The following is a 23,874-nucleotide window of genomic DNA, read 5'->3' as shown; positions in this document are numbered from 1 at the left end:
GCGGGCTCCCGGCAGGCAGCGTCAGTCTTTCTGATCGCGCAGGATATTGCCCGATGCGCCATCAATGCGCGCTTCATAGACCGTGCCATCGGACTTGCGCCCTTTGACTTCCCAATAGCCATTGTCGTCGGCTTCGGCAGCGTAGACTTCCACGTAGCCCGCCTTGGTCTTGGCGACTTCGATGGCCTTTTCAATGGTAATCCAGCCCGCGCCCGGTTTATCAGCCAGGGCGGCGCCAGCACTGAGCAGAGCGGTGGTTGCACACAACGCGACTAAGGTTTTCTTCAGCATTTTCGTTCTCCATCGTGGGAATGTCCTGAGTTTTTTAGGTGCTCTCAAACGAGAATAAGTTCCAATTGATGTGCAATCGCCATGACGGCTGTTCTCGCCACCCGCGTGCGGAGGTTAGAATGTGGGAAATCAGGATGAGTCAATGACCGAAAAGTCCCTTTCAGAAGCCGAATACGACGCCATCACCGACGCTGCCGCGCATTGGTGCATGCGCCTGCACGCGGGTGATTGCACCACGGGTGAACGTCAGGCTTTTGCACAATGGCACGACTCCCACCCGCTGCATGCCTTTGAATACGCGGCGATGCTGGAGATCTGGGACGTTGCCGACCACCTCCCCCGCAACGAACCCACGCCGGTCGTGGTGCCGTTCAAACCCCGCAGCCGCTTACGCACCTACGCCATGGCAGCGGCGATCTGCCTGGCCGTCCTACCCTTGGCAGCCTTTACCGGGTGGGAAGCCGGCTGGCTGCCCAGTTCCTATGAACGCTACGATGCCGCCAATGGTCTGCGCCAGATCACCTTGGGTGATGGCAGCCAGGTGGAGCTGAACCTGGGCACCGAACTGGTCTACAGCAACTACAAGGACCAGCGCCGTATCACGCTGAAAAAAGGTGAAGCGTTCTTCAAAGTCAGCCATGACAGCGCCCACCCCTTTATCGTGCACGCTGGCGAAGGCCAGGTGCGGGTGACGGGCACTCAGTTCAACGTGTGGAAGTATGAAGACCAGGTGCGCGTGATGCTGCTCGAAGGCTCGGTGCAGATATCCAGCGACAAGGTGCATGGCAGCGTGCCGCTCACCCCCGGCATGCAGGCCAACTACCAACAAGGCGATGCCACGCCACGCGTAAGGGCGATCACGCCGAACGACACCGCGCTGGCCTGGCGCCAAGGCAAGCTGATCCTCGACAACCTGGCCCTGGCCGACGCGTTGCCGCTGATCAACCGCTACCTGAGCAAACCGGTGATGCTGGCCGACGCCAACACCGGCACGATTCGCATCGGCGGCATCTACAACATCAACGAGGTCAACAACCTCGTGCCCTCCCTGCCCAAGGTTTTGCCGGTCTACCTGACCCAGAACCAGGACGGCAACCCCGTACTCAACGCCATCCCGCGTAAAACGCCGAAAGGCTGAGCCGCTGCCCACAGCTGTGGGCTTCGCCACGCCTGAAGTGTCCGTTTTTTTAACACCCCCCTGCCCTGAGGCGCCCATGCGTAGCGCATTCATCGTTTCGTCATCGGTGGTGTTACAGCGCTGATACAACCGAGTGAAGCGTTTGCGCAGTGCCTGGAGAGGTGCGAATGGCTGGGGTGCTGTTTCATGCCTGAAACAGCGTTGCGATCACTTTGCCCATCAATATCTTCAACACCTTGAATAACAAAACAAAATAAAAAGCGGCACGGCTTCTGCTCTATCCCTTACAGCGCTGTTTAGGGTCAGCGCGAAGAATAAGGAATGCCGCCGTGATGACACTCACTCAAGGTTCGATGCAGGTACTGCTGATCAGCTGCGTACTCAGCGCCAGCATCAGTGTTCCAGCCCTGGCGGGTGACGGCGTGATCGTGACGGGCCGAGACGTACAAGGCCACATGTATGGCCGAGCCTCCTTTGGCCCCGACCCTTATCCCCAGACCGCCAATGCCAATCCCAGCCGAGAAATCATTGGCGCCCTGTCGGGCGAGTTGAGTGACCGTGACTTCGGAAACATCAATAGCGGCTTGGGCATCACTCGGGCCATGCAGCCCAACGGCAACCTCACCGGCTTGAGTGCCACACAAAACAGTATGTCCACCCTGGGCGCTGGCGCAGCCGCCAGCCGCTCGGGTGGCAGCGGCAGCATGGGCGGTCAGATCAGCGACTCGATCCAGCGTGGCCTTGCGCCCCTCAACAACATCGGCAGCATGATGGGGGGCAAATAATGAACCGTCCCCTTCTCCTGTTGGCCCTGCTGGGCAGCACCGCGGTAATGGCGGACAACACCGCAGTGATCAACAACAGCGGTAAAGACTACCGCGGCAACCTGATGGTCAACCAGGCCGCGGGCAATCAGCAGCAAACCGCCAACAACCGCGCCGTCGCGCTCGGCGGCCAGGCCACCACCAGCAATATCCAAAGGATGGACGGCAACGTCGACCCTTCCCTGAACGCCAACGCGGCGATCGAGGGCACTTCTTTCAGCAATGGCAACGGCATGTTGGGCATCAACCAGTCCGCCGGGGCCAACAACCAATTAGTCAATGCCGTGCGGATCAGCGTCAACCCTGGCCCGCAAAGCATCGACGACAGCGTCCTGTTGCAACAGAACACGACGACGCTGGCAACCGACTCAGGGCTCACCCCCACCACTGGCAGCCGCCAGGTCGTGACAAGCGACCAGGCCTTCACCGGCAGCCGAGGAGTGATTCAGGTGAACCAGAGTGCCGGGGTGGGGAACCGAGTGGCTAACACCCTGGGCATCACTATCAAGTAACCGCTTGGTAGCACTAGTTAGACCGTACCAACACTTAACCAACTAATTAGAAGCAAGGAGAAACACCATGAAACCTCAAATGGCCCTGAAACCAATGGTTTTCGCTCTCGCCGCACTCATGGCTGCTGCTGCTCAAGCAGGTGGCTGGCACCCTGCGCCTCAACCAACCGGTGTGGTTGCCTCCGTGGTTACGGATGTGCAAAACAGCGCCGGCAACAAATTCGACGATACCAAAACCGAAAATAACAGCTCAGCTGATAACTCGGTCAACAGCAACAGCGGTAACGTCGGTGTAAACATTCAATCCGGCAGTGGTAACCAGGCGGACAACTCTGGCGCCATCTCCAGCGCTAAAGGCGACTTCTTGACCGTGTTTGCCGTAGTCGATGTGAATCAAAACAGCGGTCTGAACAACTTCGTCAACAAAGGCACGCAAAACAACGCCTCCCTGGATAACTCCGTTAATCGTAACTCCGGCAACGTGGGTTACAACGGCCAGGCCGGTCAAGGCAACCAAGGCAAAAACAACCTGGCAATCACCACCGCTGATGGCAAAAACATCGCAGCGGCTGCCAACACCGAGCAAAACTCGCTCGCCAACAACTACCTCAACACCGCTGCCACCGGGTACGGCCATCATGGCGGCAAACCTCAATACGTTTCGAACAACGCCAGTGCTGACAACTCGATCAACAACAACTCCGGCAACATCGGTGTGAACCTGCAATCTGGTGCAGGCAACCAAGCCAGCAACAGCCTCTCGGTAGGCCAAGGTTGCAGCGTCTGCAGCAGCGGCGTGCGCTTCTGATCCAACGGGGCCTTGGCAACAAGGCCCTTTTTATTTCAGTGTCCATCAGGTCAGACGATCATGCGCCTCGCGACCCTCACCCTCTTGATGCTGCTCACCGGCCCGACCTGGGCAGGCACCATGGCGATCTCCGCCATGCCTGGCGGTGCAGTCATCTTCAAGAAGGTCGAGAGTATCCGTGAACGCCGGTTCGCGAACCTGGTGGAACAGAAAACCGATTTCAGCTGCGGTGCTGCGGCACTCGCCACCATTCTGCGCCAGGGTTATTGGCTGGATGTCGACGAAGACCACGTGATCAAAGGCATGCTGGTCAATGCAGACCAGGACCTGGTACGTACCCAGGGCTTCTCCATGCTGGACATGAAGCGCTACCTCGAAAGCATCGGCATGCGTGCCCGGGGCTACAAGATCGGGCCAGACACGCTGGCTACCGTGAAGATCCCTGTGGTGGTGTTGCTGGAGATTCGTGGCTACAAGCATTTCGTGGTACTTCAGCGCGCGGACAAGGATTGGGTCTATATCGGCGACCCGGTACTGGGCCACAAGCGCTACTCACATGACGACTTCATTAAAGGTTGGAATGGCATCGTCTTCGCCGTGCTGGGTGAAGGTTACGACAAGGCCAACGCCCTGCTCGACCCACCCATGCCGCTGACCGCCAAGAACCAGTTGAATGAGTTCAGGCCCGTAGGCGATGCCGAGCTGATGGACTTCGGTTTCATCCAGAGCGACTTCTTCTAAGAAGCGCAATAAGGGGCAGGACGCTCCAGGAGCAAAAGATGAACACTTCCCGTTGGCTGACGGTCTTGTGTCTGGCAGCCTCAATGCCCGCTTATGCTTCATCGGCATTCAAGCCGATCGAACTCAAGGACTCGGAAATGGCCGAGCTGCGCGGTCGTTATGTGATGCCGGGGCGGATTATCAGCTTCGGTATTGTCATGAGCAGCACCTGGACCAATGCCGTGGGTGACACCATTACCGGCAAGGCCAGCATGCAAGTCGACTCCTCCACCATCACCCCTCAATTTTACGTGCAGACCACCGGTTCGACAGGTACGGGCACCCCTCCGAACACTGGCACCGGTAACGTCAGCGGAGGCGACGGCCTGGGCACCGGCACAGGCGTGACCCAAAGCGTGCGCGCTGCCGGCGACGGCAACACCGCCTACAACAATGTCGGCATTAACGTCACCGAGAACGGCTTCGCGCCCTCCAACGCTGTGCAATCCGGAAAAGTGCTGGTTGCCGGCGGCACCGTCACCGGTGACAGCGCCGCAGGCCGGGTGAGTGTGTCGGCCAACAATGGCGGCTTGCAGATGGCGATCCAGGGCAACCACAACCAAGGCAATAGCCTCCAGCAGATTGGCGGCGGCCAGGTGCTGCAAGGCACCGTATTGACGGGTGACAGAAACTTCGTCAGCAACATGACGCAACTCAATGTGGTGATGAATAACGGGCTGAACAACCCGGCATTGAATTGCAATCTGGATCAACTCAAAGGCCTACGCACTCTCGGTTATTGAACTACGCTGACCCTCGACACTTACGCATTAGAAAAGGACGGCTTATTTCATGCATCGATCGTTATCACTACGTGCGGTGGTCTGTTTAAGTACGCTCTTGCCCGCATCCGTTCTGTATGCTGCGCCGGACGCCGATATCGAGACTCTCAAACAGGAGCTTCTGGAACTCAAGCAGCGTTACGAAGTGCAGCAAAAAGCCTTGGCAGTATTGGAGCAACGGGTGCGTCAGGTGGAAGATCAACCGGCGGCCCCACCACCGAAACGCCTGGCCAAATCCCCAGCGGACTTCCAGAAAGCCAGCGGCGCCACCGTCGCCGGTACTGGCGCGGCAGCGGCATCCGGTGGTGCGGGCGGCGGCGGCAGTTCTTACGGCCAGTCGCTGAAGGATGATTCGGCGCCGGCGCAGAGCGTGAGCAACCTCTACAACGAAGCCAGCGGTTTCTTTGGCAACGGCAAGTTCAGCTTTGAAACCGGTATTACCTACGCGCGCTACGATGCACGCCAGCTCACGCTCAACGGTTTCCTGGCGCTGGACTCGATCTTCCTCGGCAATATCAACCTGGATCGAATCAAGGCGGATAACTGGACGCTTGACCTGACCGGTCGCTACAACGTCGACAACCGCTGGCAGTTCGACGTGAACGTGCCGGTGGTGTACCGCGAATCGACTTACCAGTCCGGCGGTGCGGGTAACAACGCCAACGCCACCTCGGAAGAGTCGGTGAGCCGCGACCCGACCATCGGCGACGTCAACTTCGGTGTGGCCTACAAGTTCCTCGACGAAACCCCCACCCTGCCGGATGCTGTGGTGTCGGTGCGCGTCAAGGCGCCGACGGGCAAAGAACCGTTCGGCATCAAGCTGGTGCGCTCAACCGCCAACGACAACCTGTACGTGCCTGAAAACCTGCCGACGGGTAATGGAGTCTGGTCGATCACGCCGGGGATCTCGCTGGTCAAGACCTTCGACCCCGCCGTGCTGTTTGGCTCGTTCTCCTACACCCACAACTTCGAAGAGTCGTTCGACGACATCAGCAGTGACGTCAACCAGAAAGTCGGCGGCAAAGTCAGCCTGGGTGACAGCTTCCAACTGGGTGTCGGCGTGGCCTTTGCGCTGAACGAGAAGATGAGTATGTCGTTTTCGGTCTCCGACCTGATCCAGCGTAAAAGCAAGCTCAAGCCCAATGGCGGGGACTGGCAGTCGGTGGTGTCCAGCGATGCCAACGCCGGTTACTTCAACGTGGGCATGACGATTGCGGCGTCGGATAATCTGACGATTGTGCCGAACCTGGCGATCGGGATGACGGATGATGCGCCGGACTTTACGTTTAGCCTGAAATTCCCTTACTACTTCTAGCGGTGTGATTGAGGGCCCCATCGCCGGCCTGCCGGCGATGGCGGCCTCAAGATCACAATTGCCGGCAGCAAAAGGAAAAGCCCCGCAACGATAAGGGTCGTTGCGGGGCTTTTCGGTTTACCCGCCCTAGCGGATCTGGTGTTTGTGCAGCAACCGGTAGAACGTGGGCCGGGAAACCCCGAGCACGCGCGCGGCAACACTCAGGTTGTCGCTGTGCCGGTTGAGCACGTCGCACAGCGCCTGGCGCTCGGCGCGGTGTTTATAGTCTTCCAGTGTAGCCATCGGCGGCGAAATTGCCTGTTGGCCGTGCAATCCCAGATCAACGGCTTCTATCTGGCGCCCTTCGGCCAGCACCAGGCCGCGACGGACGCGGTTGGCCAGCTCGCGGACGTTACCCGGCCAGGCGTGTTCACCCATTGCCACCAGCGCATCGGCGCTGAAGCTGCGCGGGCGGCGGCCGGTCTCCTGGCTGTAGAAACGTGAGAAGTGATTGGCCAGCATCGCCACGTCGCCATGGCGATCACGCAACGGCGCCGTGACCACTTGCAGGACATTGAGGCGGTAGTACAGATCTTCGCGAAAGGTGCCCTTCTCTACCGCTGCCTCCAGGTCGACGTGAGTGGCCGCCAATACCCGCACATCCACGGGAATCGGTTGGCTGCCGCCGACGCGTTCAATTTGTTTCTCCTGCAGAAACCGCAGCAGATTGGCCTGCAATTCCATCGGTAAATCGCCGATTTCATCGAGGAACAACGTGCCACCGTTGGCGGCCTCGATACGCCCGACCTTACGCTGATGGGCGCCGGTAAATGCGCCCTTTTCATGCCCGAACAATTCCGATTGGATCAAGTGTTCAGGAATCGCCCCGCAATTGATCGCCACAAACGGCTTGGCGTGACGCTGGGATTGACGATGCAGGGTCTTGGCCACCAATTCTTTGCCGGTACCGCTGTCGCCGCGGATCAACACCGGAGATTCAGTGGGTGCAAGCTTGGACAATAACTTGCGCAGTTCGCGGATCGGTCGACTGTCCCCCAGCAACTCGTGCTCGGGCTCATCCACCGGCATATGGCCCTTGCCCCGCAGGCGTGCCATGCCGAACGCGCGGCCCAGGGTGACCTGCACACGGGCCACATCGAAGGGCAAGGTGTGGAAATCGAAAAACCATTCGCAGACGAAGTCACCCACGTTCTGCAGGCGGAGCACGTCCTGGCTGAGTACGGCGATCCATTCAGTGCCGCTGCGGCCGATCAGTTCCTTGACCGCTTCCGGACGCTCCAGGTGGTAGGGCTGCAGGCGCAGCAGCCCGACATCGCAGGATCGGTCGCCCACGGCCTCCAGCGTACAGCTGTCCACCTCCCACCCGGCGGTGCGCAAACCAGGCAATAGCCCATGGCAGTCGTCACAGGGGTCGACCACGAGCAAGCGACGCTGCACAGGTGTAACGACCATGACTATTCCTTGGCGTCAAAATTGTTAAAGTTATTTAGAAACAACGGTTTGTGACGCCCGGCGCTAACACTAGCAAGGTCTTGACGCCGACCTTGTACCGTTTCGCTATAAGCCTCGGCAAAAAGCAATCTGTGCGTGTTTACGCAAAAAAGTTACGCGACACCGAAACTTTCATTCAGCTTTCAAAACAGCCGCTTACATGACATTAATCACTAAACATCGAAAATAGTTGCTCTAACATGTGACCCGTACCCCGCCATCGTGCATCAGTACAAGTAACCCGCCGCACGGTCAGCCCAACCGCCGGCACTCACTTGAATGGGCAATGAGAGAGAACCCCACATGAACGCCCCGCTCCGCATCAACGAAGCTCTTTTGATCGCAGACCGTGCCTTCCAGCCCTTTCAGTGCGTGGCCTGGCATGACGGCAATGGCGCCCTCAGCCTGAGCGTCATCGACCGCACCAACAATCGTATCGGCAGCAAACAACTGTCTTCGAGCGCTTATACCGACCCGGCACAACTGGAAGACCTGCTGTTGCAGGCCCGCGCCGAACTCGATAAAAGTGGCTACCAGTTGCAATCCTGGGCGATGCCAAAGTAATCCGGCACTGTAACTTGCGCTTATCGGTTTAGATAAGCGCAAGTTCAGTGTTAGTCCGCGTAAAGCTTATTGAGCGGCCAGAATAAACCGCTCGATTGCTTCTGCCGCGCCGTCATCGACATTACTGCCCGTTACCACGCTGGCCTGGCGCTTGACGGCTTCTTCCGCCTGGCCCATGGCAATCGACAACCCGGCGACATGAAACATGGCCGGGTCATTGCCGCCATCACCGATAGCTGCCGTTTGTTCCATGGGAACGCCAAGGTGCGCCGCCAAGGTCTTCAAGGCCTCGCCCTTGTTGGCCAGCATCGCCGTCACGTCCAGGTAAACCGGTTGCGAACGCGATACCTGAGCCAGCCCCTGCACCTTAGGCTGCAGCTGCGCTTCCAGCTCCACCAGCAATTGCGTGTTGTTGCTGGCCGCGACGATTTTGTCCACACGGTCCAGGTAGGGTTCGAAACTCTCTACCACAATCGGCCCATAGCCCAAGCCATCGGCTTCGCGCTTCATCATCGGCCCTGGCGGGTCGCGGCGCAGCCAGTCACCGTCGGCAAACACCCAGACTTCCACATCCGGCTCTGCTGAAAACAGCGCCAGCGTGACCAGCGCCGCTTCAGCCGGCAGATGATGGGCAACCAGAATGCTGCCGTCCGGGTTGATCAAGGTGCCGCCATTAAAGCCTGCCACCGGGACATCAATACCAAATGTCTCGATCAGATGCAGCATGGCCTTGGGCGGCCGCCCACTGGCCAGGCTGAAAAACACCCCCGCCTCACGCAATGCACGAACAGCATCGATGGTGCGCTGGCTAAGCCTGTGATCCGGATGCAGCAAGGTGCCGTCCACATCACTGAGAATAAAACGGACGGGATGAATCGCCGCGTCACTCATCCGAGGCTATGCCAGGTACGGCCGTCACGGGCCAGCAAGGCGTCGGCGGCAGCCGGACCATCTTCACCGGCCTTATAGGCCTGGATTCCGTCGTCTTCCTTCCATGCATCCAGGAATGGCTGCACCGCACGCCAGCCGTTCTCGATGTTGTCCGCACGCTGGAACAAGGTCTGGTCGCCGGTCATGCAGTCGTAGATCAGGGTTTCATACCCCGTCGATGGCTGCATTTCGAAGAAGTCCTTGTAGGCAAAACCCAACTGGATATTGGCCATGTCCAGGGTCGGCCCAGGCTTTTTCGCCAACAGGTCAAACCACATGCCTTCATTAGGCTGGATCTGGATTTTCAGGTAGGTGGGCTTTAGCTCATCCACTTCGGTATCGCGAAATTGCGCGTACGGGGCAGGCTTGAAGCAGATGACGATCTCGGTGTCACGCACACTCATACGCTTGCCGGTGCGCAGGTAGAACGGCACACCGACCCAGCGCCAGTTGTCGATCATCACCTTGAGGGCGACGAAGGTTTCGGTGCTGCTGTCGGGCGCTACGTTGGCTTCTTCGCGGTAACCCGGCAGTTGCTTGCCGCCGATTTCACCGGCGGTGTACTGCCCGCGTACCGAGTTGGCCCGCGCATCTTCGAGGGACCAGGGGCGCACCGCACCAATAACCTTGGCCTTTTCACCGCGTACGGCATCGGCGCCAAAGGCAGCGGGCGGCTCCATCGCCACCATCGCCAGCAACTGGAACAGGTGATTGGGCACCATGTCGCGCAGGGTGCCGGTCTTCTCGAAGAAGTTGCCACGGGTTTCAACGCCGACGGTTTCAGCGGCGGTGATTTGCACGTGGTCGATGTAATGATTGTTCCAGAAGGCTTCGAACAGCACGTTGGAGAAACGGCTGATCAGGATGTTCTGTACCGTTTCCTTGCCCAGGTAATGGTCGATGCGATAGATCTGCTTCTCGCTCATCACCTTGAGCAGGCTGGCATTCAGCGCCTCGGCGGTAGCCAGGTCTGAGCCGAAGGGCTTCTCGATGACCACGCGACGGAAGCTGTCGTCGGTTTCCGTCAGCAGGCCGGCACTGCCCAGGCGCTGCACTACGTCACTGAAGAAGCGCGGCGCAGTGGCCAGGTAGAACACGGCGTTGCCGGTGCCACTGTCGGCGATTTTCTTGCCGATGTCCGCATAGGTGCTGTCGTCGAGGAAGTCGCCCTCGACGTAGCTGATGCCTTTGGCCAATTGCGCCCACAACTGCGGGTCCAGGGCGTTTTCGCCATTGCCCTTGACCTTGCTCGCCGCTTCGGTGCGGATGAAGTCTTCGAGCTTCTTGGCGAAGTCGGCATCACTGATGGCGTTGTGATCAACGCCGACAATGCGCAGGCCATCGCCCAGAAGGCCATCCCGGCTGAGGTTGTACAGCGCCGGCATGAGCAGGCGCTTGACAAGATCACCATGGGCACCAAACAGAAACAGTGTGGTGGGCGGAGCAGGTTCGGCCTTGGGTTTCTTGCCGTTGGCGGTCATTTTTTGGAAGTCTCCACGTGGCCGCCAAAGCCGAAGCGCATGGCTGAGAGCATTTTGTCGCCGTAGGTGCTTTGCTGGCGCGAGCGGAAGCGTGCGAACAGCGAGGTAGACAGTACTGGCACCGGCACGGCTTGTTCCATGGCGGCTTCGATGGTCCAGCGGCCTTCGCCACTGTCGGCCACGGAACCCGAGTAACCATCGAGTTTCGGATCGGTCGCCAGGGCATCCGCGGTCAGGTCGAGCAGCCAGGACGAAACCACGCTGCCACGGCGCCAGACTTCAGCGATATCGGCCACATTCAGGTCGAAGCGCTGGTCTTCCGGCAGGTTCTCCGAGTTCTTGGTCTTGAGGATGTCAAAACCTTCGGCAAACGCCTGCATCATCCCGTACTCGATGCCGTTGTGGATCATCTTGACGAAATGCCCGGAACCCGCAGGACCGGCATGGATATAGCCCTGCTCGGCGCGCGGGTCAGCGCTGTCTGAACGGTCCTTGGTACGCGGGATGTTGCCCAGACCCGGGGCCAGGCTCTTGAAGATCGGGTCGAGGCGCTGCACGGTCTCGGCGTCGCCACCGATCATCATGCAGTAGCCACGCTCCAAGCCCCAGACGCCGCCGGAGGTGCCGACATCGACATAGTGCAGGCCTTTTTCCGCCAGGGCCTTGGCCCGGCGGACGTCGTCCTTATAGTTGGTGTTGCCGCCGTCGATGATTGCGTCACCGTCTTCCAGCAGCGTGCTCAATTCATTGATGGTGTCTTCGGTCGGTGCGCCGGCTGGCAGCATCACCCACACGGTGCGCGGCTTTTGCAGCCCGGCCACCAGGGCCTTGAGGTCGGCAACGCCGGTGGCCCCCTCTTCGCTCAGGCCTTTTACAAAGGCTTCGTTACGGTCGTAAACAACGGTGGTATGCCCATTGAGCATCAGGCGCCGTGCAATATTCCCGCCCATGCGGCCTAGTCCGATAATCCCCAGTTGCATGTGCTGATGCTCCTAACTACTAAAAAAATGTGTGCATAGTTTATAGCGCAATGAGGCTAATGAGGGTTAGTCCAGAGCGGATCCCTGTAGTTTCATGACAAAAAAGTAGCCATCAATTGAGCATCACGGTACAAAAAGTCACACGACCATCAAAAATAAAAAAGTTCCATTGCTCGCAAAAAGAATTCAGAATTACCCTGACTGCTGCCGAGAACCTCGACTCAAGCGTTCTGGCACACCGCGACACACCGGCTATTTGCGAGGTAAGCAATGAGCACTGCACAGATGACCCGTCCTCCACAGACCCTCTACGTCTCCATCCGACGCGACGAGTTGCGCCAGTTGAAAGACGAACGCGAACAGTTGCAGCAGGAAGTCCTGCGCCTGCGTTCGCATATCATCCAGGCTCAGTTGGACCAGCCTTCCAGCGCCCAGCCTGCCCTCTGCTAAGCCCGGTCATCACTTTGTAAGATAACGGCTACGAAAATCTCACAAAGTTTTCACATGCACCTCCCGATACTCCCGCCCGAAGGGCCGCCCCATGCAAGGGCGGCCTCTGTTGCGTGCACCTCTGCGCGTCAACTGAAAAATTATCGGGTTGGAGCGCTGGATGGCGATGTTCAAACGCAGCACTACGTCTGCGAAAGGCTTTGATTGGGCCGGTCTTGGTTGGCTGTTTCTGTTCTTCTGGTACTTCTCGGGTATTACCCAACTGCTGATCCAACTGACCGGGACCTCCGGTTTCAGTGGCTTTCGCCAAGCCTTCTTCATGAGCGCCCTGTGGCTGGCGCCCATGTTGCTGTTCCCGCGCCGTACACGCCTGCTCGCCGCGCTGATCGGCGTCGTATTGTGGGCGTGTTCCATGGCCAGCCTGGGTTATTTCTTCATCTACCAGCAGGAATTTTCCCAAAGCGTCATCTTCATCATGTTCGAGTCGAACATCTCGGAAGCCGGTGAATACGCCACTCAGTATTTTGCCTGGTGGATCGTGCTGGCGTTCATCGCTCACACCGCCTTCGCTGTATTCCTCTGGACCCGTTTGCGCCCGGTCTATCTGCCTCGCGGTCAGTCGATGCTGGCTGCGGCGGCCATCGTGCTGGCTGTGGTGGGTTATCCGCTGGTCAAGCAGATCGCCACCAGCGACAACATGGAACAGGCCATCGATCGTTTCGAAACCCGCATCGAGCCTGCTGTGCCATGGCAGATGATTGTTGCCTATCGCCGCTACACCGAACAACTGGACAACATGCAAGGCATGCTCACCAGTGCCAGCCAGATCCCGCCCCTGAAAAACCTCAAGGACAGCATGGCCGGCCAGCCATCTACATTGGTATTGGTGATCGGCGAATCCACCAACCGCCAGCGCATGAGCCTCTACGGCTACCCGCGCAACACCACGCCCGAACTGGACAAGCTGCGCGACCAACTGGCTGTGTTCGACAACGTCATCACTCCACGCCCCTACACCATCGAAGCGTTGCAACAGGTGCTGACCTTCGCCGACGAAGAAAATCCGGATCTGTACCTCAAGACCCCGTCGATTGTCAGCGTGATGAAGCAGGCCGGCTACAAGACCTACTGGATCACCAACCAGCAGACCATGACCAAACGCAACACCATGCTCACGACCTTTTCCGAACAGGCCGACGAGCAGGTGTACCTGAACAACAACCGCAACCAGAACGCACGCCAGTACGACGGTGACGTGCTTGCCCCCTTCTCCAAGGCGCTGGCTGATCCCACCGAACGCAAGTTCATCGTGGTGCACCTCTTGGGCACTCACATGAGCTACCAGTACCGCTATCCGCCGACCTTCGACAAATTCACTGATCGCCAAGGCGTACCTGAAGGCGTCAGCGATGCGCAGTTGCCGACCTACAACAGCTACGACAATGCGGTGCTGTACAACGACTTTGTGGTGTCTAGCCTGATCAAGGACTACGCCAAGACCGACCCCAATGGTTTCCTGTTGTACCTGTCGGACCATGGCGAAGACGTCTTCGACTCCGCCGGCCACAGCACCTTGGGACGCAACGAAGGCAAGCCGACGGCGCCGATGTACACCATCCCGTTCATGGCCTATGCCTCCCCCAAATGGCGCGAAACCCACGATTGGAGTTTTGCCGGCGACCTGCAGCGCCCGTACAGCAGCTCCCAACTGATCCACACCTGGGCCGACCTGGCGGGCCTGAGTTTTGATGAGTGGGACCGTAGCAAGAGCCTGGTCAGCGACAGCTTCAAGCCTCGCCCCTTGATGATCGGCAACCCCTACGAGCGTCAACAGAAAGGCCTGATCGACTTCAGCCTGATCAAACCGAAAAAGAACACCACCGAAGTGGTACTTCAAGAGCCCTTGTAACAGAAAGATAACAATCATTCTCGTTTAGCCCTAAAGTTCCTCGCCTCCTTTCGTCTTTGAGCCAAGGCCTTCTCTTACTGAGAAGGCTGCAAAGACGACAAGGAGTCTTCCGCGATGTTCGCGCCCTTCACCCGTTCCATGACGTTCACCCTCGGCCTCTTCAGTGTGGTCGTGAGCCCGGATCTACTGGCTGAAACCGACCCCGAAAACAAAGCCCTCGAACTCGGCGCCACCAGCATCACCGCTGAAGGCCTGGGTGCCACCACCGAGCACACCGGGGCCTACACCACCAGCTCCATGAGCACCGCCACCCGGTTGAACCTGTCGGTCAAGGACACCCCGCAATCGATCTCGGTGATCACTCGCCAGCAGATGGATGATTTCAATCTCAATACACTCACCGATGCTCTGCGCCAGACCACCGGGGTGACGGTCCAACACCTGGATTCGGACCGCGCCGGCTACTCGTCGCGCGGCTACTCCATCAACAATTTCCAGGTGGATGGCATGCTCAATACCTTTGGGCGCATGAAGTCCGACTCCGACACCATCATCTACGACCGTATCGAAGTGGTGCGCGGTGCGACCGGCCTGACCACGGGTGCGGGCGATCCCTCGGCCACGGTCAACATGATCCGCAAGCGCCCGACGTCACAGTGGCAAGCCAAGACCGGCGTGAGCGGTGCCAGCCATGACAACTACTACAGCTATCTGGATGTGGGCGGCCCGCTGGCATTTGACGGACGCCTGCGCGGACGCACGGTGATGGCTTACCGCGACAGCCAATCCTTTCGCGATAATTACGCCCTGCAAAGGGAAGTCGGCTACGGCATTCTCGAGGCCGACCTGACAGACGATACCGTGGTCGCCGTAGGCTTCGACTATCAGAACAAACATGTGCAGGGCACCTCATGGGGCACACTGCCCTATTGGAACAGCGCTGGCGGCAAGGCTCGCTTGTCGCGCTCCGCCAATATGGCCACTGACTGGAGTTCCTGGCCGCTGAAGGACAAGACCACCTTTGCCTCGCTCGATCACAAACTGTCCGAGGACTGGCGCCTGAAAGCCGCCTACACCCACCGACAAAGCGATACTGATGGCAAGGTCTATTACGGCGGCGCGGGTTTCCCGAATCCGGACGGCAGCGGCATGACCGCCTGGACCAACCAGATGGTCGGCACATCGAAGATGGATGCCGTGGACTTCAACCTCGCTGGCGCCTACACACTACTGGGCCGCGAGCATGAATTGATGGTCGGGTATGGGGAGTCGGAGCAGAGGGATTCATCGCCCTACCAGCGTTACAGCACACCCGAAGGCTACGAAACCATCCCTGACTGGCAACACATGGGCGGTATCGTTAAGTTCCCGGACCGGACCACCGGGCTCAAGGGTCCACACTCAAGCAAACAACAAAAAGCCGGGTACCTGGCCACTCGACTGAGCCTGACCGACAAGCTGCACGCGATATTGGGCAGCCGGTATGGCAGTTGGGAAATCGAAAGTACCCCTGTTGACTACGACGCCAATTACCAGCGCATCCCCCAACCCAAAACCCGCCAGACCCACAACGACATGTGGACGCCCTACGCCGGGCTACTCTACGACCTGACGCCGCAATACACGGTGTATGCCAGCTACACCGATATTTTCAACCCGCAGGACGAACGCGACGCCAGCAAGAAATACCTGGAACCGGTGGTGGGCAGCAACTACGAAATCGGCCTCAAGGGCAGCCTGCTGAACGAGCGATTGAACTTGGCCGCCGCGTACTTTTGGAGCACCCAGGATAACGTCGCCGAACTCGACAATGCCGCCCCACCCGACCCGGTCACCCGCGAGCAGTTCTACAAGTCCGGTGGCAAAGGCAACAAGGTCCAGGGCTTTGAGGTCGAGGTGTCAGGCGAAGTGATGCCCGACTGGAATCTTACCGCAGGCTACACCTACACCCACTCGCTCAACGGCGATAAGCAACGAAACAACACCGATCAGCCGATGAACCTGCTGAAGATGTCGACAGCCTATCGCTTGCCCGGTGAATGGCGCGGGTTGACGGTGGGAGGCGCAGTCAATTGGCAAAGCGACTTCTACGCATTTGCCGGGCGTCCAACGGGTGGCCGCAATCAGGACGGTGACCTCATCACCACTGCGACCAAGATCACCCAGCAGGCCTACACCGTGGTCAACCTGATGTCGCGCTACCAGTTCGACGAACATGTTTCGGCATCACTTAACGTCAACAATCTATTTGATAAAAAATATTACGAACGCGTCGGTTTCTATAACGGCGTGTATTGGGGCGACCCGCGTTCGATCACGCTGGCATTGGACTGGAAGCTGTAAGGCTTTTTAACCCGAAGTTAACGAAATTGTTAACTTCGGGGTTTTTTCGCGTTAATTCCTACTTAATAAACTCACGCCAAACTCGCCCCATGAATCTGATCAAGGACAGAGCGGATACCGATCACTCTTAATGGGAATATTGCCATGAAACTCTCCACTCTGGTGCTTGCCAGCCTGATGACCCTGACCTCCGCCGCAGCCTTTGCCGAAGGCGGTTCCGAGCGTTCGAAGGAGTTCTACAACAACTTCACGTTCATGCAGCAAAAGACTCACGGCACGGCTGAACAAACCGCGCAGGCTGATGGGAAGAACGTGAAGAAAGAGGCGGCCGGTCAATCCACCGCTGAGCAACAACCGAACACTTGATTCAACTGATTTAACCGCACTGCCCTTTACCATCCTGCTCCTATGGCTAAGGTGAACTTGGCGCCATTTAATTAATGGCGCCCTTTTTTTGCCTGTTATTTATTAAAGCGGTTTGCTCCAGAACAACATGCGTCCGTGGGTTGGATCAAATATCAAATCATCAAAACCGAACTTGCGATAGGCCGACTGAGCCACCGCATTGCCTTCCAGCACCTCCAGGGTGATTTTGCAGCAGCCGCGCTGACGGGCAATCTCCTCGACTTTCTGCAACATTTTCTGGCTGAGCCCAAGCCCCCGAAACGTGTCCTTTACCACCACGTCGTGGACGTTGACCAGCGGACGGCAGGCAAATGTGGAAAATCCTTCAAAACAATTCACCAGCCCGGCCGGCTCTCCGCTCACAAACGCCAATACGCTGAACGCATGCGCACGCTTGGCCAATTCTGCTGGCAACTGCGCCAGCAAATCCGGATCCAGGCTGTGCCCGCCCCCCATGGGATCCTTGGCGTAATGATTGAGTAACAGCGCAATGGCTTCGGCATGCACGGCATTGGTGTAGCTGGCTTGCAGCACCAGGATGTCAGGGGTGTCCATTTCCTTCCTCGATAACGGCAACAAGGGATTCGGTTCCCTCTAAGGGCATGATTGTAAGCGTGGAAGCACCGCCAACTGAAGGAGATTAACTGCCAATAGGCGTTTGAAAACGCTGAAATTATGCCGCTAGAAAAGGCGGGACTGCCCATTCCAGGGGTTTCGTCGCACACGCCTCAGGCAAAACGCTGCAATTGCATTTCTTGCAGGCGGCTCAAAGTACGACGGAAGGGGAACTCCAGGTAACCCTCGGTATAGAGGCAATCGAGCGGGACCTGCGCCTCGATGAACAGCGGCACTTTACGGTCGTAGCACTCGTCCACCAGCGCGATAAACCGCCGCACGCTGTCATCGTGCACCGACAATTGGGGCAATTCGCGATCACCCGCCGCCACGCGCTGTGCGCCGTCTTCGGTGCCCCGGGCAATCCGGCCGGGGCGTTTTTGTGCGCTGAGGTTAGGCACTTCGTCCAGCAGGATCGCCTTGAAGCGATCGCAGATCAGCATGAAATCCATGGCTGCCAAGGGCTGCTCGCACAGATCCGCATAACGACACCACAGCACGGTATCACTGGATTGCACCGCGACAATGGAGCGATGTCCCACTGCGACAGGCCCACTGCGCACTGGCTGGCCTTCGGCCAATTGCTTGAACACACCGGCCAACGCGCAGGGCTGATTGACCCAATAGCGTTGGATACCGATACCCGGATGCAGACGGTGGTCCTCTCCCCCATCCACCGCAATCACTTGCATATGCTGTTGTATCGCCGCAATCCCCGGTAGGAACCGCTCGCGGTTGAAGCCATCGGCATAAAGCTGGTCTGGCGGTTGGTTGGAGGTGCAGACCATCACCACGCCTTCCTCGAACATCACCTGAAACAAACGCCCCAGGATGATTGCGTCACCAATGTCATTGACGAATAGCTCGTCAAAGCACAGCACCCGTACCTCACGGCTCAATTCCCGCGCAAGCGCCTGCAAAGGATCCTGCGTGCCGGTCAGTTGAAACAGGCGTTGATGCACCCAGCCCATGAAGTGATGAAAATGCTGGCGGCGCGCAGGCACCTGCAGGCTTTGATAGAACTGATCCATCAGCCAGGTTTTGCCACGGCCCACCGGCCCCCACAGATAGACGCCCATGCTGGGCGCACGACCGTGGTGCAAGGCTTCATGGCAGGCTTGCAATGCTTCCACCGCGCGACGCTGGGCGTCGTCGGCCACGAAGCCTTGTTGAGCGATGGCGTGTTGGTAGGCAGCGAGGGGCGAGTCGAAAGTCATGCTCGCCAGTATGACCTACAGGGAAATATCCAGCCGTGAAATCTTGCCCTGCTCGTTCAAGCGAAAGGTGTAGCGCAACTCCAAGGGGCTTCCGGGAAAATTGCCGGACACCACATTGCTGACCAGCACCTTACCCGTGCGGTGTTGCACCTTGAGCACTTCGACCCGCGGCTGGTAGCGGCGCGCGGTGTCTTCCATCCAGCGCGCGATGGCGGCGGTACCGACTTGATGCTGCCCCTCGTCGAACACATTGGCGTCATCGGCAAAACAGTGGGCGACAGCCGAAGTGTCACGGGCATTGGCGGCTTCGAGATAGGCCACGATGGCCGGCGCCAACTCAGGAATAGACATGGCACAGCTCCTTTCTTGGTGATTTATGACGCCATGCTAAGCCAGGGTTGTGTCAGTTTTTGTCAGGAGTGAATGGCCCGGACTCATTCTGCTCCATCAGCTTGCGCCAGCCGCGCAGCCAGTCACTGCGCCGCCCCGGATAACGCTCGCCATGGGCCTCGGCACTCGCCACACGGTCGGTACGAAAGGTGCGATACGCGCCACGCAGCTCACACCAAGCGACGATCACCCGCACTTCATTCAGGAACCCCAGGGCCAGGGGCCAGATCAGGCGTTCGCTTTGGGTCTGGCTGGCGTCCGCGTAATCGATATGCAACTTGGCCTGGTTGCGAATGGCCTCGCGAAACACGTTCAACGGCACACGGTTCTCCGGGTAACCGAAACCCGGCGGACCGGGCAACACCGTGGGGTTGCGCAGGGCTTCCTGAGCGGCTGGGTCGAGCACGTCGGCGATTTTTGCCAGGGCGTTGGCGGCGGCGCGGCTGAGCACGTCATCACCGCGCTGATCCACGTAGCGCAAGCCAAGCACAATGGCTTCGGTTTCCTCGGCGTTCAGCATCAAGGGCGGCAGAAACAACCCGCTGCGCAACACATACCCAACCCCTGCCTCGCCGAAAATCGGCGCACCCAGCGCTGTTAATTCCGCAATATCACGGTAAAGCGTGCGCTCGGACACTTCCAACTGTGCTGCCAGCACGGCAGCAGTCACCGGGCGTTTCTTGCCCCGCAAGGCCTGGAGCAACGTCAATAGACGAGTGGTACGCGACACGGGAAGCCCCGCCAAAAAAGGAAAAGTGCCGCAGCTTAGCAGAGCCCCCTGTCAGAAAACGTCAGCAGTAAAAAAGGCCCTTGACCGAATAAATTATCGCGATCATATTAAATACATGTTGCTAAACATGTAAGAAAATCACTGCCTCAGGAGTCCTTGTATGCGCAATAAAGTCTTTGGCCGCCGCAGCGGCCTGCAGGTATCTGAACTGGCGTTGGGTACTGCCAATTTCGGCACGGGCTGGGGCCATGGTGCCGAGCGTGATGAGTCCAAACAGATTTTCGATGGTTACCTCGAAGCCGGTGGCAATTTCCTGGATACCGCCAACGGCTACCAGTTCGGCCAGTCGGAAAAGCTACTGGGGGAATTCATCGCCTCCGAGCGTGACAACCTGGTGGTCGCCAGCAAATACACACTGCGCAGCCAACCGTCCGATGAAGGCACGATCCGGCTCGGCAACAACCGCAAGAATCTGGTCCGCTCAGTGGAAGAAAGCCTCAAGCGCTTGAATACCGACCGCATCGACCTGCTCTGGGCGCACATGAGCGACAACGTCACGCCCATGGAAGAGATCCTGCGCGGCCTCGATGACCTGGTTCGCGCTGGAAAGATCCACTACGCCGGCCTTTCCAACTTCCCCGCCTGGCGCATCGCCCGTGCCGACCTGCTGGCTGAAGTGCGCAACTTCGCGCCGATCATCGGCATCCAGGTGGAATACAGCCTGGTCGAGCGCACCGCCGACCGTGAACTGCTGCCGATGGCCGAAGCCCTGGGCCTGGCTGCCACACTGTGGTCGCCCCTCGGCGGTGGCTTCCTGACCGGCAAGTACCGCAACACCCAGGACGACAACCGCGCCAACAAGCTCGGTATCCTGGTGCACGCCGAGCACAGCGCCCGCGAAACCGCCGTGCTGGACACTCTGCTGGCGGTCGCCGCCGAAGTGGATGCCTCCCCAACCCACGTTGCCATCGCCTGGCTACGGGAAAAGGCTCGCCGCTCCACCACCGCACTGATCCCGATCCTGGGTTCGCGCACACGCGCCCAACTGGACAGCACCTTAGGCGCATTGAATGTGCAGTTGTCAACCGAGCAAGTCACCCGTCTCGACAACGCCAGCGCTATACCGCTGGGTGTGCCGCACGGCATCATCGCCGAGCGTTTCCCCATCGATATCGGCCTGGACACCCCTCGCCCGCCGGTTATCTGAGGCAAAAAAAACGGCCTGTCGAACAGGCCGTTTTTTATTCAGCGATCCCGCTTAAGCCAGGCTCTTGCTGACCACCTCGAACACATCGCTCGACAGCTCACCCGACGCCCGAATGCGCTCCAACTCCGCCTTCATCAGTGCCTGGCGCGCGCTGTCGTATTTGCGCCAGCGGGTCAACGGTGCCAATTGGCGCGAAGCGATCTGTGGGTTGAAGCCATTCAGCTCGATCACCAGATCCGCCAGGAAGCGATAGCCCGAACCGTCCGCCGCGTGGAAGTTGATCAAGTTCTGCCCGGCAAAGGCGCCAATCAACGCACGCACCTTGTTCGGGTTCTTCATCGTGAACGCCGGGTGCTCCATCAACGCCTTCACGCGCTCCAGCCCGCCCGGCAAGGTGCTGCCAGCCTGTACGCTGAACCACTGGTCCATGACCAGCGGGTTGTCCTTGAAGTTCTCGGCAAATACCGCCAGGGCCTTGGCCTTTTCGGCGTCGAACGGCGAATTCACCAGCACCGCCAGCGCGGTCAGGCGCTCGGTCATGTTGTCGGCGGTGTCGAACTGTTCGATGGTCGCCGCCAGCACTTGCGGCTTGCCACTGAGCATCAGGTACGAAAGCGCGATGTTCTGCAACGCGCGACGGGCAAAGTGCTCGGCCGCAGCCACATAAGGCGTCTGCTTGGACAGCTCGCGATTGGCCTGATAGCGCAACCACAGTGCTTCGTGCAGATTCTCCGACAGTTGTTTGCGAGCAAACTCACGGGCAGCGTGGATGGCATCCACATCCGCAACCTCGCTGATTTCCGTAAGATAGGCTTCACCCGGCAACGACAGCATCTCCGCCACCATCGCCTGGTCCAAGCGTTCGTCGCTCAACACGCTGCGCAGCGCGGTGATCAAACGCTGATCCATGTGCAACGCCTGGCCCTGCTGATGCTGGGCGATGAGTTCCTGCAACACCTGCACCGACAACTGCTGACCGGCATCCCAGCGATTGAAACCATCGCTGTCGTGCTGCATCAGGAACATCAGTTGATCGCGGTTGTACGGGAAGCTCAATTTCACCGGTGCCGAGAAACCGCGCAGCAGCGAAGGCAGTGGCTGCTCGGGGATATCAATGAAGGTAAAGGTCTGCTCGGCTTCAGTCACCGAGATCACGCGAGACGTGGCACCGACAGCCGCTTCCCCGGCCAGGCGCAAGGCGATAGCGGCGCCCTTCCCGTCCAGCAAGCCCAGTTCCACCGGGATCACGAACGGCAGTTTTTCCACCTTGTCCGGGGTTTCCGGGCAGCTCTGGCGGAAGGTCAGGCTGTAGGTTTTTGCCGTCGCGTCGTAGGACTCGCTCACCGCCAGACGGGGCGTACCAGCCTGGCTGTACCAGCGCTTGAACTGCGTCAGATCAGCGCCGTTCGCGTCTTCCATGGCCTTGATGAAGTCATCACAGGTCACGGCCTGGCCGTCGTGGCGTTCGAAGTACAGGTCACTGCCTTTGCGGAAGCCTTCGGCACCGAGCAACGTGTGAATCATGCCCACGACTTCCGAGCCCTTTTCGTACACGGTCAGGGTGTAGAAGTTGGAAATCTCGATAAAGCTGTCCGGACGCACCGCGTGGGCCATCGGGCCGGCATCTTCGGCGAACTGGTGGGTACGCAGGTACGCCACGTCCTGGATGCGTTTGACCGTGGCCGAGTTCATGTCGGCGGAAAATTGCGAGTCACGGTAAACGGTGAAGCCTTCCTTGAGCGACAGCTGGAACCAGTCGCGGCAGGTCACGCGGTTGCCCGACCAGTTGTGGAAGTATTCGTGAGCGACGATCGCCTCAACCCGCTGGTGCGCGGCGTCGGTAGCGGTTTCGGCGCGGGCCAGCACGGCACTGGAGTTGAAGATGTTGAGGCCCTTGTTTTCCATGGCGCCCATGTTGAAGTCGTTCACCGCCACGATCATGAAGATGTCGAGGTCGTACTCGCGACCGTAGGTTTCTTCGTCCCAACGCATGGATTTTTTCAGGCTGGTCATGGCGTGCTGGCACTTGTCGATGTTTTCCGGCTCGACGTAGATGCGCAGCGCGACCTCGCGGTTGGTCATGGTGGTGAAGGTGTCTTCGACACACCACAAGTCACCCGCCACCAGGGCAAACAGGTACGCCGGCTTCTTGAACGGGTCTTCCCAGGTCGCCCAGTGGCGACCGTCTTCACCGGGGCCGCTGGCAATCGGGTTGCCGTTGGACAACAGGATCGGGTAGCGATGCTGCTCGGCGATCACCGTGGTGGTGAAGGTGCTCATCACGTCCGGGCGGTCGAGGTAATAGGTGATCTTGCGGAAGCCTTCAGCTTCGCACTGGGTGCAGAACATGCTGCCGGACTTGTACAGGCCTTCCAGGGCGGTGTTGGTTTCCGGGTGGATTTTTACCGTGGTATCCAAGGTAAAGGTCGCACTCTTCGGCTGTACCGTCAGGTGGCTGTCGGTCAGTTGGTAGTCATCTGCCGTCAATTCCTGATCGGCAAGGTTCACGCTCAGCAGCTCCAGTTGCTGGCCGTCCAGCACCAATGGCGGCAAGCCCGCGCCGCGCTCAGGGTTGCGGCGCATCACCAGTTGCGCGTGGACCAGACTGTGGTCCTCGAACAACTCGAAGGTCAGGTGCGTTTCTTCGATCAGGTAGTCCGGCGCCTGATAGTCCTTCAGGTAGATCATCTTCGGTTGTTCGGTGCGCATGGG

Annotated in this window: 23 protein-coding genes; 13 read left to right on the top strand and 10 right to left on the bottom strand. The window is 58.9% G+C overall.

The window, feature by feature from the left end; genetic code table 11:
• Positions 1 to 21 precede the first annotated feature (21 nt).
• The gene (locus tag RB216_RS12425) at positions 22 to 291 is read right to left on the bottom strand and encodes a PepSY domain-containing protein (protein WP_016979404.1); all 270 of its coding nucleotides are present in this window, start codon (positions 289 to 291) and stop codon (positions 22 to 24) included.
• Positions 292 to 433: 142 nt separating this feature from the next.
• On the opposite strand from RB216_RS12425, the gene RB216_RS12420 reads away from it, so the two are divergent.
• From RB216_RS12420 to fapF, 7 genes are all read left to right on the top strand, one after another.
• Positions 434 to 1,429 (top strand): FecR family protein, encoded by a 996-nt coding sequence (locus RB216_RS12420; protein ID WP_308908759.1) that lies wholly within the window; start codon positions 434 to 436, stop codon positions 1,427 to 1,429.
• A 329-nt stretch (positions 1,430 to 1,758) separates the two neighbouring features.
• The gene (gene fapA / locus RB216_RS12415; RefSeq protein WP_028615903.1) at positions 1,759 to 2,214 is read left to right on the top strand and encodes a fibril amyloid chaperone protein FapA; all 456 of its coding nucleotides are present in this window, start codon (positions 1,759 to 1,761) and stop codon (positions 2,212 to 2,214) included.
• The gene (gene fapB, locus RB216_RS12410) at positions 2,214 to 2,765 is read left to right on the top strand and encodes a fibril amyloid subunit FapB (RefSeq protein WP_028615902.1); all 552 of its coding nucleotides are present in this window, start codon (positions 2,214 to 2,216) and stop codon (positions 2,763 to 2,765) included. The genes fapA and fapB overlap by 1 nt, the downstream gene beginning before the upstream one ends.
• Positions 2,766 to 2,832: 67 nt before the next feature.
• Positions 2,833 to 3,573, top strand: a complete 741-nt coding sequence (gene fapC, locus RB216_RS12405; RefSeq protein WP_028615901.1) for an amyloid-like fimbrin subunit FapC — start codon at positions 2,833 to 2,835, stop codon at positions 3,571 to 3,573.
• Positions 3,574 to 3,633: 60 nt separating this feature from the next.
• Positions 3,634 to 4,314: a fibril amyloid maturation endopeptidase FapD gene (gene fapD / locus RB216_RS12400; RefSeq protein WP_028615900.1), complete on the top strand. Its 681-nt coding sequence runs from the start codon at positions 3,634 to 3,636 to the stop codon at positions 4,312 to 4,314.
• A 38-nt stretch (positions 4,315 to 4,352) separates the two neighbouring features.
• The gene (gene fapE / locus RB216_RS12395) at positions 4,353 to 5,096 is read left to right on the top strand and encodes a fibril amyloid subunit FapE (RefSeq protein WP_236321059.1); all 744 of its coding nucleotides are present in this window, start codon (positions 4,353 to 4,355) and stop codon (positions 5,094 to 5,096) included.
• 49 nt (positions 5,097 to 5,145) lie between these two features.
• The gene (gene fapF / locus RB216_RS12390; protein WP_028615898.1) at positions 5,146 to 6,450 is read left to right on the top strand and encodes a fibril amyloid transporter FapF; all 1,305 of its coding nucleotides are present in this window, start codon (positions 5,146 to 5,148) and stop codon (positions 6,448 to 6,450) included.
• Between the two features lie 126 nt (positions 6,451 to 6,576).
• Here the strand turns inward: fapF and RB216_RS12385 are convergent, their stop codons facing one another.
• Complete coding sequence (locus RB216_RS12385) at positions 6,577 to 7,902, bottom strand: sigma-54 dependent transcriptional regulator (protein WP_122685332.1); 1,326 nt, start codon at positions 7,900 to 7,902, stop codon at positions 6,577 to 6,579.
• A gap of 342 nt (positions 7,903 to 8,244) precedes the next feature.
• Here RB216_RS12385 and RB216_RS12380 point away from each other — a divergent pair, with 342 nt between their 5' ends.
• Positions 8,245 to 8,505 carry a hypothetical protein gene (locus RB216_RS12380; protein ID WP_033897462.1) on the top strand — a complete coding sequence of 87 codons (261 nt, stop codon included), beginning with the start codon at positions 8,245 to 8,247 and terminating at the stop codon, positions 8,503 to 8,505.
• A 66-nt stretch (positions 8,506 to 8,571) separates the two neighbouring features.
• Here the strand turns inward: RB216_RS12380 and RB216_RS12375 are convergent, their stop codons facing one another.
• From RB216_RS12375 to gnd, 3 genes are read right to left on the bottom strand one after another with little or no spacing between them, the layout of a single operon-like run.
• Positions 8,572 to 9,396, bottom strand: a complete 825-nt coding sequence (locus RB216_RS12375) for an HAD family hydrolase (protein ID WP_308908758.1) — start codon at positions 9,394 to 9,396, stop codon at positions 8,572 to 8,574.
• Entirely contained in the window at positions 9,393 to 10,916 is a 1,524-nt protein-coding gene (gene zwf, locus RB216_RS12370; RefSeq protein ID WP_028615894.1) for a glucose-6-phosphate dehydrogenase, read from the bottom strand. The genes RB216_RS12375 and zwf overlap by 4 nt, the downstream gene beginning before the upstream one ends.
• Positions 10,913 to 11,896, bottom strand: coding sequence for a phosphogluconate dehydrogenase (NAD(+)-dependent, decarboxylating) (gene gnd, locus RB216_RS12365; protein ID WP_021491799.1), 984 nt, complete (start codon positions 11,894 to 11,896; stop codon positions 10,913 to 10,915). Before gnd ends, zwf begins: the two co-directional genes overlap by 4 nt.
• A 270-nt stretch (positions 11,897 to 12,166) precedes the next feature.
• Between gnd and RB216_RS12360 the strand changes: the two genes are divergently transcribed.
• The 4 genes from RB216_RS12360 to RB216_RS12345 all read left to right on the top strand — a co-directional run bounded on the left by RB216_RS12360 (position 12,167) and on the right by RB216_RS12345 (position 16,964).
• Positions 12,167 to 12,346: a DUF6026 family protein gene (locus RB216_RS12360; protein ID WP_205032473.1), complete on the top strand. Its 180-nt coding sequence runs from the start codon at positions 12,167 to 12,169 to the stop codon at positions 12,344 to 12,346.
• A gap of 160 nt (positions 12,347 to 12,506) precedes the next feature.
• Complete coding sequence (locus tag RB216_RS12355; protein ID WP_068937925.1) at positions 12,507 to 14,255, top strand: phosphoethanolamine transferase CptA; 1,749 nt, start codon at positions 12,507 to 12,509, stop codon at positions 14,253 to 14,255.
• A gap of 114 nt (positions 14,256 to 14,369) precedes the next feature.
• The gene (locus RB216_RS12350; RefSeq protein ID WP_308908757.1) at positions 14,370 to 16,598 is read left to right on the top strand and encodes a TonB-dependent siderophore receptor; all 2,229 of its coding nucleotides are present in this window, start codon (positions 14,370 to 14,372) and stop codon (positions 16,596 to 16,598) included.
• A gap of 144 nt (positions 16,599 to 16,742) precedes the next feature.
• Complete coding sequence (locus RB216_RS12345) at positions 16,743 to 16,964, top strand: hypothetical protein (protein ID WP_095015915.1); 222 nt, start codon at positions 16,743 to 16,745, stop codon at positions 16,962 to 16,964.
• Positions 16,965 to 17,066: 102 nt separating this feature from the next.
• Here RB216_RS12345 and RB216_RS12340 read toward each other — a convergent pair whose 3' ends face one another.
• The 4 genes from RB216_RS12340 to RB216_RS12325 form a co-directional block, all read right to left on the bottom strand.
• Complete coding sequence (locus tag RB216_RS12340; RefSeq protein ID WP_122685326.1) at positions 17,067 to 17,558, bottom strand: GNAT family N-acetyltransferase; 492 nt, start codon at positions 17,556 to 17,558, stop codon at positions 17,067 to 17,069.
• A gap of 173 nt (positions 17,559 to 17,731) precedes the next feature.
• The gene (gene zapE / locus RB216_RS12335) at positions 17,732 to 18,835 is read right to left on the bottom strand and encodes a cell division protein ZapE (protein WP_308908756.1); all 1,104 of its coding nucleotides are present in this window, start codon (positions 18,833 to 18,835) and stop codon (positions 17,732 to 17,734) included.
• A gap of 15 nt (positions 18,836 to 18,850) precedes the next feature.
• Positions 18,851 to 19,186 (bottom strand): nuclear transport factor 2 family protein, encoded by a 336-nt coding sequence (locus RB216_RS12330; protein ID WP_016979423.1) that lies wholly within the window; start codon positions 19,184 to 19,186, stop codon positions 18,851 to 18,853.
• Between the two features lie 52 nt (positions 19,187 to 19,238).
• Positions 19,239 to 19,955, bottom strand: a complete 717-nt coding sequence (locus RB216_RS12325) for a helix-turn-helix transcriptional regulator (RefSeq protein ID WP_028615888.1) — start codon at positions 19,953 to 19,955, stop codon at positions 19,239 to 19,241.
• A gap of 160 nt (positions 19,956 to 20,115) precedes the next feature.
• Between RB216_RS12325 and RB216_RS12320 the strand changes: the two genes are divergently transcribed.
• Entirely contained in the window at positions 20,116 to 21,162 is a 1,047-nt protein-coding gene (locus tag RB216_RS12320) for an aldo/keto reductase (protein WP_308908755.1), read from the top strand.
• Between the two features lie 51 nt (positions 21,163 to 21,213).
• Here RB216_RS12320 and pepN read toward each other — a convergent pair whose 3' ends face one another.
• A complete protein-coding gene (gene pepN, locus RB216_RS12315; protein ID WP_308908754.1) occupies positions 21,214 to 23,871 on the bottom strand; it encodes an aminopeptidase N in 2,658 nt (885 codons plus the stop codon).
• Positions 23,872 to 23,874 lie beyond the last annotated feature (3 nt).

The organism is Pseudomonas canadensis (genome assembly GCF_030980095.1).
GTDB lineage: Bacteria > Pseudomonadota > Gammaproteobacteria > Pseudomonadales > Pseudomonadaceae > Aquipseudomonas > Aquipseudomonas canadensis.
This window is presented reverse-complemented; position numbering and strand designations above follow the sequence as displayed.

Coding starts and splice junctions, on each gene's coding strand:
- RB216_RS12425 (WP_016979404.1), bottom strand. CDS start 291: ATGCTGAAGAAAACCTTAGTCGCGTTGTGTGCAACCACCGCTCTGCTC.
- RB216_RS12420 (WP_308908759.1), top strand. CDS start 434: ATGACCGAAAAGTCCCTTTCAGAAGCCGAATACGACGCCATCACCGAC.
- fapB (WP_028615902.1), top strand. CDS start 2,214: ATGAACCGTCCCCTTCTCCTGTTGGCCCTGCTGGGCAGCACCGCGGTA.
- fapC (WP_028615901.1), top strand. CDS start 2,833: ATGAAACCTCAAATGGCCCTGAAACCAATGGTTTTCGCTCTCGCCGCA.
- fapD (WP_028615900.1), top strand. CDS start 3,634: ATGCGCCTCGCGACCCTCACCCTCTTGATGCTGCTCACCGGCCCGACC.
- fapE (WP_236321059.1), top strand. CDS start 4,353: ATGAACACTTCCCGTTGGCTGACGGTCTTGTGTCTGGCAGCCTCAATG.
- fapF (WP_028615898.1), top strand. CDS start 5,146: ATGCATCGATCGTTATCACTACGTGCGGTGGTCTGTTTAAGTACGCTC.
- RB216_RS12385 (WP_122685332.1), bottom strand. CDS start 7,902: ATGGTCGTTACACCTGTGCAGCGTCGCTTGCTCGTGGTCGACCCCTGT.
- RB216_RS12380 (WP_033897462.1), top strand. CDS start 8,245: ATGAACGCCCCGCTCCGCATCAACGAAGCTCTTTTGATCGCAGACCGT.
- RB216_RS12375 (WP_308908758.1), bottom strand. CDS start 9,396: ATGAGTGACGCGGCGATTCATCCCGTCCGTTTTATTCTCAGTGATGTG.
- zwf (WP_028615894.1), bottom strand. CDS start 10,916: ATGACCGCCAACGGCAAGAAACCCAAGGCCGAACCTGCTCCGCCCACC.
- gnd (WP_021491799.1), bottom strand. CDS start 11,896: ATGCAACTGGGGATTATCGGACTAGGCCGCATGGGCGGGAATATTGCA.
- RB216_RS12360 (WP_205032473.1), top strand. CDS start 12,167: ATGAGCACTGCACAGATGACCCGTCCTCCACAGACCCTCTACGTCTCC.
- RB216_RS12355 (WP_068937925.1), top strand. CDS start 12,507: ATGGCGATGTTCAAACGCAGCACTACGTCTGCGAAAGGCTTTGATTGG.
- RB216_RS12350 (WP_308908757.1), top strand. CDS start 14,370: ATGTTCGCGCCCTTCACCCGTTCCATGACGTTCACCCTCGGCCTCTTC.
- RB216_RS12345 (WP_095015915.1), top strand. CDS start 16,743: ATGAAACTCTCCACTCTGGTGCTTGCCAGCCTGATGACCCTGACCTCC.
- RB216_RS12340 (WP_122685326.1), bottom strand. CDS start 17,558: ATGGACACCCCTGACATCCTGGTGCTGCAAGCCAGCTACACCAATGCC.
- zapE (WP_308908756.1), bottom strand. CDS start 18,835: ATGACTTTCGACTCGCCCCTCGCTGCCTACCAACACGCCATCGCTCAA.
- RB216_RS12330 (WP_016979423.1), bottom strand. CDS start 19,186: ATGTCTATTCCTGAGTTGGCGCCGGCCATCGTGGCCTATCTCGAAGCC.
- RB216_RS12320 (WP_308908755.1), top strand. CDS start 20,116: ATGCGCAATAAAGTCTTTGGCCGCCGCAGCGGCCTGCAGGTATCTGAA.
- pepN (WP_308908754.1), bottom strand. CDS start 23,871: ATGCGCACCGAACAACCGAAGATGATCTACCTGAAGGACTATCAGGCG.